This is a genomic window from Yinghuangia sp. YIM S10712, from assembly GCF_051388935.1.
Lineage (GTDB): Bacteria > Actinomycetota > Actinomycetes > Streptomycetales > Streptomycetaceae > Yinghuangia.
The window spans coordinates 109,267-119,558 of the sequence record NZ_JBPKBI010000003.1 but is presented as its reverse complement, the minus strand read 5'-3'; the positions used below and the strand labels follow the sequence as shown (position 1 = coordinate 119,558).

Here is a 10,292-nt window from a genome sequence, read left to right as displayed (position 1 = left end):
CCCCCCCCCTACCTCCCCCCCGCCCCCCCCCCCCCCCCCCCCCGGCCCGACGGCAGGGAGGGCGCGTGTCCGAGACGGACGCACGCAAGGGGACCGGGCCGGGCAAGGCGAAGAACGGCGCGAGCGGCGGCGGTCCGCGAGGCGGCGGTGCACGGGCAGGCACCGCTCGGGGCGCCACCGCACGCAGCGGCGCGGCGCCGGCCCGGAGCACCGCGAAGCGCCGCCGCATCGTGGTGACCTGGGGCGGCTCCAAGACACGGCCGAACCGCCTGACCGGCCGCGCCGGTGTTCTGGTGCTGGTGGTGTCCGTGCTGGCCATCGCCCTCGTGGTGCCGGTCCGGCAATACCTCGACCAGCGCCGGGAACGCGCGGACCTGCGCGGGGAGACCGAGCAGCGCCGCGCCGAAGTCGAGCGCCTGCGCCAGGAGTTGGAACGCTGGAACGACCCGGCGTACATCCGCCAGCAGGCCCGCCTCAACCTGCATTACGTGAACCCCGGCGACACCTCCTACTCGGTGATTCCGCCGCCGCCCCCCGCCCCGGCCCCCACGGCGTCGCCGACCGACGGGACTTGGACCGGCGAGCTGTGGACCACGGTCGAGGACGCGGACGCCGCGCCGTAGCCGCGACGGACTCCCGCACCCCACCGCCGGATGAACCCGGCGCGGGAAAGTCCGAAATACTGCTCCCCATGGAACAGCAGGACGTCGCCTCCGTCACCGCACAACTCGGCCGCACCCCGCGCGGCCTGCGCGCGGTCGCCCACCGGTGCCCGTGCGGGCTGCCCGACGTGGTCGAGACCGCGCCTCGTCTGGAGGACGGCAGCCCGTTCCCGACGATGTACTACCTCACGTGTCCGCGCGCCGCGTCCGCGATCGGCACGCTGGAGTCCGACGGCATGATGCGCGAGATGAACGACCGGCTCGCCGCCGATGCGGAGCTCGCCGCGCGCTACCGTGCCGCACACGAGGACTACATCAGGCGCCGCGACGCGATCGAGGTGCTGGCGGGCTTCCCCTCCGCGGGAGGCATGCCCGACCGCGTCAAGTGCCTGCACGTCCTGGTGGCGCATTCGCTCGCGGCGGGCCGCGGGGTCAACCCGCTGGGCGACGAGGCGCTGGCCGCGTTGCCCGAGTGGTGGCGCAAGGGCCGGTGTGTCGCGGTCCCCGGCCCCGCCGAGGAGCCGGCCGGCCCCGGCACTCCGACCGACCCGACCGCCCCGACCGACGACAGCCAGAGGGGTTCGTGATGACAGAACGCGTGGCCGCGATCGACTGCGGCACCAACTCGATCCGCCTCCTGGTGGCCGACCTCGACCCGGAGACAGGTGCGCTGAAGGACCTCGACCGGCGCATGGAGATCGTCCGGCTCGGCCAGGGCGTCGACAAGACCGGGCGGCTGGCGCCCGAGGCATTGGAGCGAACGTTCGCGGCCTGCCGCAGGTACCACGAGGCGATCGCCGCGCTCGGCGTCGAGCGCCTTCGGTTCGTCGCGACCAGTGCGAGCCGGGACGCCGAGAACCGCGACGAGTTCCGCGACGGCGTACGCGAGCTGCTGGGCGTCGAACCCGAGGTCATCGCCGGCGACGAGGAGGCGGCGCTGTCCTTCGTCGGGGCGACCCGCGAACTGGGCGCCGAGGGCGGCGGCTTGGCGCGGCCGTACCTCGTGCTCGACATCGGCGGGGGCTCGACCGAGTTCGTCCTCGGCTCCGACCGCGTCGAGGCGGCGCGGTCGGTGGATGTCGGCTGCGTCCGCATGACCGAGCGCCACCTGCGCTCCGACCCGCCGACCGCCGCGCAGATCGAGGCCGCCAAGGCGGACATCGAGGCGGCGATCGACGTGGCCGCCGCGGACGTGCCGCTGGACCGTGCGAAGACCCTCGTCGGCCTTGCCGGTTCGGTCACCACGGTGGCGGGCATCGCGCTCGGCCTGCCCGAGTACGACTCGGCCCGGATCCACCACTCGCGGCTGCGCATCGACGACGTACGCGAGGTGGCCGGCCGCCTCCTCGCGGCGACCCACGAGGAGCGGGCCGCGATCCCGGTCATGCACCCGGGGCGCGTCGACGTCATCGGTGCCGGCGCCCTCGTGCTGCTGACCATCATGGAGCGGGTGGGGGCCCCGGAGGTGGTCGTCTCGGAGCACGACATCCTGGACGGCATCGCCTGGAGCACCCTCGACTGACCGGCCGTCAGACGACGTTGTCGGGCGGCCCCCGGGGAGTGCCGCCCGAGAATGTTTGTGAATCTCTTCACATGTCCGCCGGCGATTCTTTTCGTCACCTTGGCACTAAGTGCTGCTCCGCGTTGCCTTCCCGACCGTCCGCGTCATCGCTTGACCGGTCCAAGTAGTTGCCCCTCAAGATCATGACGGGGATCACACGGCACTCGGGAGCGCCCGGCCGCCGTGGATCGTTGCAGGTCATCGGCGTGGTCGGGGCGGCCGACCGAGACAAGGCGGCATTCGGGGCAACCGGACGGATATCCGCACGACCAATCGGGCGAAAACAAAAGCGTGCAGGGTATCACAAGGGGGTTACCGGCCTGTGAGCGACCTCGAAGCGGCACCCCTGTCCGCTCCGGGATACTTCCCTGCATGAGCAGCAACAAGGACCGTCGCCACCGCATCCTCGTCGTCGGCGGCGGGTACGTCGGCCTGTACGCCGCGCAGCGCATCCTGAAGAAGGCCAAGTACGGAGAGGTCTCCGTCACGGTCGTCGACCCGCGGTCGTACATGACGTACCAGCCCTTCCTGCCAGAGGCGGCGGCAGGCAGTCTCTCGCCGCGCCACGTCGTCGTCCCGCTGCGTCGCGCGCTGCCCAAGGCCGATGTGGTCACCGGCCGGGTCACGTCGATCGACCAGGACCGCAAGGTCGCTCGCGTCGTCCCGCTCGTCGGCGAGGCGTACGACCACGAGTTCGACTACCTCGTCGTCGCCCTCGGCTCGATATCCCGGACCTTCCCGATCCCGGGGCTCGCCGAGAACGGCATCGGCTTCAAGACCATCGAAGAAGCCATCGCGCTGCGCAACCACGTCCTCGGCCAACTCGACATCGCCGACTCCACCTCCGACCCGGAGATCCGCCGCAAGGCGCTGACCTTCGCGTTCGTCGGCGGCGGCTTCGCCGGCATCGAGGCGCTCGCCGAGATCGAGGACATGGCGCGGGACGCGATCAAGTACTACAAGAACATCTCCCGCGACGACATGCGCTTCATCATGGTCGAGGCGATGCACCGCATCCTTCCCGAGGTCGGCGACGAGCTCGGCAAGTGGACCCTGAAGAAGCTCAAGCAGCGCGGGATCGAGTTCTACCTGGAGACATCGCTGCAGTCCTGCGTCGACAAGCACTGCGTGCTGTCCGACGGCACCGAGTTCGACGCGTCCACCATCGTGTGGACGGCCGGCGTCAAGCCCAACCCGGTGCTCGCCCGGTTCGGCCTGCCGCTCGGGCCGCGCGGCCACGTCGACACCCGCCCGACCCTCCAGGTCGCCGGCATGGACCACGTCTTCGCCGCGGGTGACAACGCCCAGGTGCCCGACCTCGCCGCCGGCGAAGGGGCCTGGTGCCCGCCGAACGCCCAGCACGCGGTACGCCAGGCCAAGCAGCTCGGCGACAACGTCATCAGCGTGATGCGCGGCTTCCCGCCCGCCGAGTACAAGCACAAGAACCTCGGCGCGGTCGCCGGCCTCGGCCTGCACAAGGGCGTCGCGATCATGTTCGGCAAGTTCAAGCTCAAGGGCCTGCCGGCGTGGCTGTTCCACCGCACGTACCACATGTACGCGATGCCGACGTTCAACCGTAAGACGCGCATCGTCGCCGACTGGACGCTCGCGATGTTCTTCCGGCGCGAGATCGTGTCGCTCGGCTCCATGGAGCACCCCCGCGACGAGTTCGCGGAGGCCGCCCTGCCGCCGGCGCCCGCACCGGCCGCGAGCAAGAGCGCCTGAGCGACCGGCTGCGGCCCTTCCGCGCGAGGGCCTGAGTCACCGTCAGGGCCCGTACCCCGCACCGGGGTACGGGCCCTGACGCGTTCCCGGATGCGGTGTCCGCCCGGCTTGCACGCCGCCGGCCGGCCCCGGGCCACCCCGGCAAACGATGGAAACTGGCGTCATTCCACCGCAACCAGGGCAACGTACGTAGGTCGACGCGCAGCGGGAGTGAGGCGAGCGAATTGGGCACCAGCACGACACAGGCCGGCACGACGAAGGCCGGCACGACATTCGGCTCGCCGTTGCGGGCGCGGTATGCGACGGGCGCGACGCCGCTGCGACCCGTCGCCGATCCGGGCGCCGCGAGTTGGCCCGACCTCGCCACCGTGCCCGACGCCCCCGCCCGCGCCCGGATCGCGAGGCGGCTCTTTCTCGCCGCCGTCCGGGGCCTGCGTGTGCGCGTCCACCTGCCCGGCGGCCAGGTGGTCGGCGGCGGCGGTTTCGGCGACCCGGTCATGCGGATCGCCCGGCCGGACGAGTTCTACCGCAGGGTCGGGGCGCACGGCCTGATCGGTTTCGGCGAAGCGTGGATGACCGGCGCGTGGGACGCCGACGATCCGACAGGCGTGCTCACCGTCTTCGCGCGGCGCCTGGGCAGCCTCGTACCGCGCCCGCTGCAGAGGTTGCGGCGCTGGGCGGTCGCCGTGCGTCCGGCGGAGGAGGAGAACACCCCCTCGGGCGCGCGCGGCAACGCCAGTCGGCACTACGACCTGTCCAACGGCCTCTTCGCGCTGTTCCTCGACGAGACGATGACCTACTCGTCGGCGCTCTTCGAGCCCGGGGACACACTCGCCGACGCCCAGCGCCGCAAGATCGACGCGGTGCTCGACGCCGCAGCGGTCGCGGAGGGCACACGCCTCCTGGAAATCGGCACCGGCTGGGGCGAGTTGGCCTTGCGCGCCGCCGCGCGGGGCGCCGAGGTCGTCACCATCACGCTGTCCGAGGAGCAGCGTGCCTTCGCCCGGCGCCGTTGCCGGGAGGCCGGTGTCGCGGACCGCGTGGACGTGCGGCTGTGCGACTACCGCGAGATCTCGGGCCGGTACGACGCCGTCGTCAGCGTCGAGATGATCGAGGCAGTCGGCGAGCGCTACTGGCCCGCCTACTTCGCGGCCATCGACCGTGCGCTGGAGCCGGAGGGGCGCGCGTGCGTACAGGCCATCACCATGGCCGACGACCGCATGCGGGCGGCCCGCGACACGTGGACGTGGATGCACAAGTACGTCTTCCCCGGCGGCCTCATCCCTTCCGCCGAGGCCATTGACGGGGCGCTGGCCGCGCACACCCGCCTCCGCGTGGTGCACCGCCGCGAGTTCGGGCCGCACTACGCCGAGACATTGCGCATGTGGCGGGAGCGCTTCCTCGACCGGTCCGACGAGGTCGCGGCGCTCGGCTTCGACGCGACCTTCCGACGGATGTGGCAGTTCTATCTGGCGTACTGCGAAGCCGGATTCCGCTCCGCCTACCTGGGTGTATCGCAGTTCACACTCGCCCGCAGGGTCCGCTGAGCTCGTCCTGGCGGCAGGCGACGGGCGGTCGGCACAAGCACCATCCCGACGGTTGGTCGGCGGGATGCCCGAGGTTGGTCAACAGGGTGCTTCGATGCCGCTACGCTCGGCATCGCGCCCGGATGGTGGAACGCAGACACGGCGAGCTTAAACCTCGCTGGCCGCACGGCCGTGCCGGTTCGAGTCCGGCTCCGGGCACCGGATCGGAATGGCTCCGACCTGGGAGAACACCACCGCCGCAGGCGCGTCGGGCCAGGTGGGGGACGTCCGGGTGGGCACGGGAGGGGGGCCCGGGTGCGGCCCTCCTTTCCGTCTCCGTGTCACATGGTGGACACCTTCGCGGACGGCGGCCGGAAGCGTCTCATAGAAGTCCTGATGCCGGTGCCTTCGGGCGGCGATGGCACGCGCAGCCGTCCGAGACGTGGTGCGCCCGCGCCGAAGATGATCATTCCTGATTGGTTCCGATCGTTCACGCTCGCTCCAGACGGGATTCCGTGAGGCGTATGTCTCTCGCGCGCGGTGCCGCCGTCGGGCACAATCGCGCTCGCGCGAACGTTCTCCCTCGCAAGGACGGGGTACGGATCCTGCTTGCGGGTTACCCCAACGGCTTTACTGAACTATTACTCTGGACGCCAGACCCCGCACGACGCGGGGGCATGGAGGAGTTGACATGAGGAGCAGCAACCCGGTCCTCTCGCGGCGGGGGGCCTTCGGTGCGCCGCAGGCCGGGCCGCAGCAGGCGCCGCAGTACGGCGCGCCCTACGGGCAGCAGCCGTCCGGTTCCGGAAATCCGTTCGGCCCGAACGCCGCGCAATACGCGCAGCAGCCCCAGTATGGCCAGCCGATGTCGCCGGACCAGCTCAACCGGATGTACCAGCAGCAGTCGGCGGGCCCGGTCCAGACCGGCCGCATGACGATCGACGATGTCGTCGCGAAGACCGCGATGACGCTGCTGACCGTCGTCGTCTTCGGAGCGCTCGCGTGGGCCCTGCTGCCCGCCGAGAACTACGGTTGGGCGTTCGCGTCCATGCTCGCGGCGTTCGGCCTCGGGCTCTTCATCACGTTCCGGCGCTCGATCCACCCGGGCCTCGTGCTCGGGTACGCGGCGCTGGAGGGCATCTTCCTCGGTGCCGCGAGCCACGCGTTCGAGAACGCGTACAGCGGCATCGTCGTCCAGGCGGTCCTCGGTACGGCGGCGATCTTCGTCGCCATGCTGTGGGCCTACAAGTCGGGCCGCATCCGGGTCACCGCCCGGTACGCACGCATCGGTATCGCCATCGCGATCGCCTTCGTGCTGCTGATGCTGGTGAACCTCGTGTTCGTTGCCTTCGCAGGCGGTGACGGCGTGCGCGGCGGTGCCATGGGCGTCGTCTTCGGCGTCATCGGCATCGCGCTCGGTGCGTTCTTCCTGTCCCTCGACTTCCACGAGGTCGAGCAACTCGTCGCAGCCGGCGCCCCGGAACGCGAGGCGTGGCGTGCGGCGTTCGGTCTGACGCTGTCGCTGGTGTGGATCTACCTGGAGCTGCTGCGGCTCCTGGCGATCTTCCGCGACTAGCGCGTGAGCCGGTAACGACGGTGGCGGTGGCCTTCGGGCCACCGCCACCGTCGTATTTCGCTGTGTGACGCACTTCTCGTCGTGCTGCTCTCCGAGGAGGATCAGCGCACGCCGCGGGACAAGCGGCGCCGGTCGTNCCCCCCCCCCCCCCCCCCCCCCCCCCACCGTCGTATTTCGCTGTGTGACGCACTTCTCGTCGTGCTGCTCTCCGAGGAGGATCAGCGCACGCCGCGGGACAAGCGGCGCCGGTCGTGTTCACGCATGATCGCCGTAGCGTGGCCGTGTGCGATGCTGTGCTCGTATTGGAGCCAGTGGACCCGGTCCTCGAAGCGGGAGAAGCACGGGCCCTCGTCGATCTCTTTGAACCAATCAGGGAGTTCGCGGCCGGTTACGGACGGAACCCGGGCGAGCAGGTTCCGGTGGGTCTCTTCGGAGAAGTGCGGCAAGGACATAAGCGCCTCCGGTGAGCGTTCCGTGCCCCGAGCGTGCATGACGGGCGAACGGTTGGCAACTGGTCGAAGCGCACCAATCCGGACGATCTTCGGACGGGTACGCTCCGCATATGTCCTCCCTCCCCTCGGAGTCCGCCCGGAAACCGCCTGGCGACGCGGATCCGGGCAACTCTGCCGCCGTCGTGGAGCTCGCCCGGGAGATACGCAGGCTCGCCGACCGCTACCGTCATCTCTCCGAATCCCGGCTCCGCGCCCGCATCGACCCTGACGATCCGTCAGACCCCGGCCGTACGCGTGCCCGGGCGGGCCTGGAGCTGGCGCGTACGCTCGCCGCGCTCGGCGACGCCCCGGCAGGGCGCGAGGTCCCGGACGCGGGTGTCTTCGCCGTCGGCGACCAGATCGCCGTCACCGGGCTCGACCTGGTCGCGTATCTGCGACGCGGTCCGCTGCACCCGGACGACACCACGCCCGAGACCGCCCTCGCCGCAGTACGCGCTCTCGCCGCACGCGTCTTCTAGGGGCGCGTTCGCCCGGCAAAGGCGAGACCCACCCGGGCCGTGCGACCCGGGTGGGTCTCGGGTTCTCCGCGGGTCCGGCTCAGCTCAGCCGCTCCAGGACCATCGCCATCCCCATGCCGCCGCCCACGCACATGGTCTCCAGCCCGAACTGCTTGTCGTGCCACTGGAGCGAGTTGATCAGTGTGCTGGTGATTCGCGCGCCGGTCATGCCGAAGGGATGGCCGATCGCGATGGCGCCGCCGTTGACGTTGACCTTGTCCAGTTCGAAGCCAAGGTCGCGGTACGACGGGATCACCTGCGCCGCGAACGCCTCGTTGATCTCGACCAGGTCGATGTCGGACGTCGTCAGGCCGGCCCGCTTCAGCGCCAGCCGCGACGCCTCTACCGGGCCGTACCCCATGATCTCGGGGGAAAGACCGGTGACAGCGGTGGAGACGACGCGCGCGAGGGGCGTCAGGCCCAGGTCGCGTGCCTTGGTGTCGGACATGACGATGACCGCGGCGGCGCCGTCGTTGAGCGGGCACGCGTTGCCGGCGGTGACCGTGCCGTCGGGGCGGAAGACCGGCTTGAGCTGAGAGACCGCCTCCAGCGTGGTGCCCGGACGTGGGCCGTCGTCGGCGCTGACGACCGTGCCGTCGGGCAGCGCCACCGGGGTGATGTCCTTGGCCCAGAATCCGTCGGCGATGGCCTTCTCGGTGAGGTTCTGGGAGCGGACCGCGAACTCGTCCTGTTCCTCGCGCGTGATGCCCTTGTATTGCGCGAGGTTCTCCGCGGTGAAGCCCATGCCGATGTAGACGTCCGGCAGCAGGCCGGACTCGCGCGGGTCGGTCCATGTGCCGCCGTTCTCGGCGGTGGCGACGGTGCGCGCGGCGGCGTCCGCGAAGAGGGGGTTCTTGGTGTCCGGGATCGAGTCGCTGCTGCCCTTGGTGCGCGAGGAGCTGACCACCTCGACGCCGGCGGATATGAACGCGTCCCCCTCGCCGGCCTTGATGGCGTGCAGCGCCATGCGCGTGGTCTGTAGCGACGACGAGCAGTAGCGGGTGATCGTGGTGCCCGGCAGGTGGTCGAGGCCGAGCATGACCGCGAGGTTGCGGCCCATGTTGAAGCCGTGCTCACCGCCGGGCAGGCCGCAGCCGAGCATCAGGTCGTCGATGTCGCGCGGGTCGAGTGCGGGCACCTTGTCCAGGACGGCCCGGACCATCATGGCGGCCAGGTCGTCGGGGCGGACGTCCTTCAGTGAGCCTTTGAAGGCGCGGCCGATGGGCGAGCGCGCGGTCGCGACGATGACTGCTTCGGGCATGCGGGTTACTCCTTGGCGCCGTCGGTACGAGGAGTCGGGGTCTCTCGTCTGGAGCTGAAGTTACTTCTTGGTAGCCAAGGGCGGGAGGGGTGTCTTCGGATTTGCGGTGCGATCTGCCCCACTCTCGTCCTGACGGCCAGTCAGATCAGGCTACTGGACGGTGAGTCCGCCTCGTTGTCCGATCCGGGACGCTGTGCGGGTCCACAAGCCTTCGTGGTCTCCTCGGTCTCGTCCGCCTCGCCTGCGGCTTCCGCCTCTCCGGCCTCGCCGTCGGGCGGTGCGGGAGCCGGGATACGCCGGCGCCTGCGGTGCCGCAGCAGGGCCCACCGGCCCCGCGGACCGCGCTCGTTGCCCGCCACGCGCGTGCCGGCGACCTCCGTACCGCCTTCCTCGACCGCCTCCACGGCCGCGACCGCGATCGGCAGCACGCCCTCGCCGCGGAAGCTGTCCGGGCGCTCCTCGTCGAGCGGCCAAAGGTCGAGTGCCGCGCACAGCGACGGCAGGATCGCCATCGCCGCGGTCGAGTAGCCCTCGGCGGAGGGATGGAACCGGTCGGGCCCGAACAGGTCCCCCGGCCGGGCCGCGAATTCGGGGCCGAGGAGCGCGCCGATCGACACCGTACGGCCGCCGGCCTCGACCACCGCGATGGTCTGTGCGGCGGCGAGACTGCGGCTCCACTGCCGCGCGAGGTAGCGCAGCGGCTGGGCGATCGGCTCGATGGTGCCCAGGTCGGGACACGTGCCGACGACGACCTCCGTGCCCGCCGCGATGAGGCGGCGGGTGGCCTGCTCCAGGCGGCGCACGGAGTCGGCGGGGCGTACCTGGTGGGTCACGTCGTTGGCGCCGACCATGATCATCGCGACGTCGGGCTCGGCGGCCAGCGCGAGCGTCACCTGGCGCTCCAGGTCGGAGGACTGCGCGCCGGACTTGGCCACGTTGACCAGTTGCACCGGCCTCTCGGCGACCGCCGAG

The 10,292-nt window shown here is 71.0% G+C and carries 10 protein-coding genes and 1 tRNA gene; 8 read left to right on the top strand and 3 right to left on the bottom strand.

The window, feature by feature from the left end; all coding sequences use genetic code 11:
• Window positions 1–65: 65 nt before the first annotated feature.
• From ACRX5W_RS09915 to ACRX5W_RS09885, 7 genes are all read left to right on the top strand, one after another.
• On the top strand, window positions 66–623 hold the full coding sequence (locus tag ACRX5W_RS09915; RefSeq protein WP_436787644.1) for an FtsB family cell division protein: 558 nt from the start codon (window positions 66–68) through the stop codon (window positions 621–623).
• 68 nt (window positions 624–691) lie between these two features.
• A complete protein-coding gene (locus ACRX5W_RS09910; protein ID WP_436787643.1) occupies window positions 692–1,249 on the top strand; it encodes a DUF501 domain-containing protein in 558 nt (185 codons plus the stop codon).
• Window positions 1,249–2,184: a Ppx/GppA phosphatase family protein gene (locus ACRX5W_RS09905; RefSeq protein WP_436787642.1), complete on the top strand. Its 936-nt coding sequence runs from the start codon at window positions 1,249–1,251 to the stop codon at window positions 2,182–2,184. The genes ACRX5W_RS09910 and ACRX5W_RS09905 overlap by 1 nt, the downstream gene beginning before the upstream one ends.
• Window positions 2,185–2,595: 411 nt before the next feature.
• Window positions 2,596–3,948: an NAD(P)/FAD-dependent oxidoreductase gene (locus ACRX5W_RS09900; RefSeq protein WP_436787641.1), complete on the top strand. Its 1,353-nt coding sequence runs from the start codon at window positions 2,596–2,598 to the stop codon at window positions 3,946–3,948.
• 284 nt (window positions 3,949–4,232) lie between these two features.
• Window positions 4,233–5,495 (top strand): class I SAM-dependent methyltransferase, encoded by a 1,263-nt coding sequence (locus tag ACRX5W_RS09895; protein WP_436788028.1) that lies wholly within the window; start codon window positions 4,233–4,235, stop codon window positions 5,493–5,495.
• 116 nt (window positions 5,496–5,611) lie between these two features.
• Window positions 5,612–5,693: transfer RNA gene (locus ACRX5W_RS09890), tRNA-Leu, on the top strand.
• Between the two features lie 472 nt (window positions 5,694–6,165).
• Entirely contained in the window at window positions 6,166–7,050 is an 885-nt protein-coding gene (locus ACRX5W_RS09885; RefSeq protein WP_436787640.1) for a Bax inhibitor-1/YccA family membrane protein, read from the top strand.
• Between the two features lie 218 nt (window positions 7,051–7,268).
• Here the strand turns inward: ACRX5W_RS09885 and ACRX5W_RS09880 are convergent, their stop codons facing one another.
• Complete coding sequence (locus tag ACRX5W_RS09880) at window positions 7,269–7,502, bottom strand: DUF4287 domain-containing protein (RefSeq protein ID WP_436787639.1); 234 nt, start codon at window positions 7,500–7,502, stop codon at window positions 7,269–7,271.
• Window positions 7,503–7,612: 110 nt separating this feature from the next.
• Here ACRX5W_RS09880 and ACRX5W_RS09875 point away from each other — a divergent pair, with 110 nt between their 5' ends.
• Window positions 7,613–8,020, top strand: coding sequence for a hypothetical protein (locus tag ACRX5W_RS09875; RefSeq protein WP_436787638.1), 408 nt, complete (start codon window positions 7,613–7,615; stop codon window positions 8,018–8,020).
• 79 nt (window positions 8,021–8,099) lie between these two features.
• On the opposite strand, the gene ACRX5W_RS09870 is transcribed toward ACRX5W_RS09875, so the two are convergent.
• Window positions 8,100–9,320 (bottom strand): acetyl-CoA C-acetyltransferase, encoded by a 1,221-nt coding sequence (locus tag ACRX5W_RS09870; RefSeq protein WP_436787637.1) that lies wholly within the window; start codon window positions 9,318–9,320, stop codon window positions 8,100–8,102.
• 140 nt (window positions 9,321–9,460) lie between these two features.
• A partial coding sequence (locus tag ACRX5W_RS09865; protein WP_436787636.1) for an SGNH/GDSL hydrolase family protein occupies window positions 9,461–10,292 on the bottom strand: 832 nt, incomplete at its 5' end.

Excerpts from the sequence above, each read along its gene's own strand:
- ACRX5W_RS09880 (WP_436787639.1), bottom strand. The coding sequence starts at position 7,502 with ATGTCCTTGCCGCACTTCTCCGAAGAGACCCACCGGAACCTGCTCGCC.
- ACRX5W_RS09900 (WP_436787641.1), top strand. The coding sequence starts at position 2,596 with ATGAGCAGCAACAAGGACCGTCGCCACCGCATCCTCGTCGTCGGCGGC.
- ACRX5W_RS09910 (WP_436787643.1), top strand. The coding sequence starts at position 692 with ATGGAACAGCAGGACGTCGCCTCCGTCACCGCACAACTCGGCCGCACC.
- ACRX5W_RS09870 (WP_436787637.1), bottom strand. The coding sequence starts at position 9,320 with ATGCCCGAAGCAGTCATCGTCGCGACCGCGCGCTCGCCCATCGGCCGC.
- ACRX5W_RS09885 (WP_436787640.1), top strand. The coding sequence starts at position 6,166 with ATGAGGAGCAGCAACCCGGTCCTCTCGCGGCGGGGGGCCTTCGGTGCG.
- ACRX5W_RS09875 (WP_436787638.1), top strand. The coding sequence starts at position 7,613 with ATGTCCTCCCTCCCCTCGGAGTCCGCCCGGAAACCGCCTGGCGACGCG.
- ACRX5W_RS09905 (WP_436787642.1), top strand. The coding sequence starts at position 1,249 with ATGACAGAACGCGTGGCCGCGATCGACTGCGGCACCAACTCGATCCGC.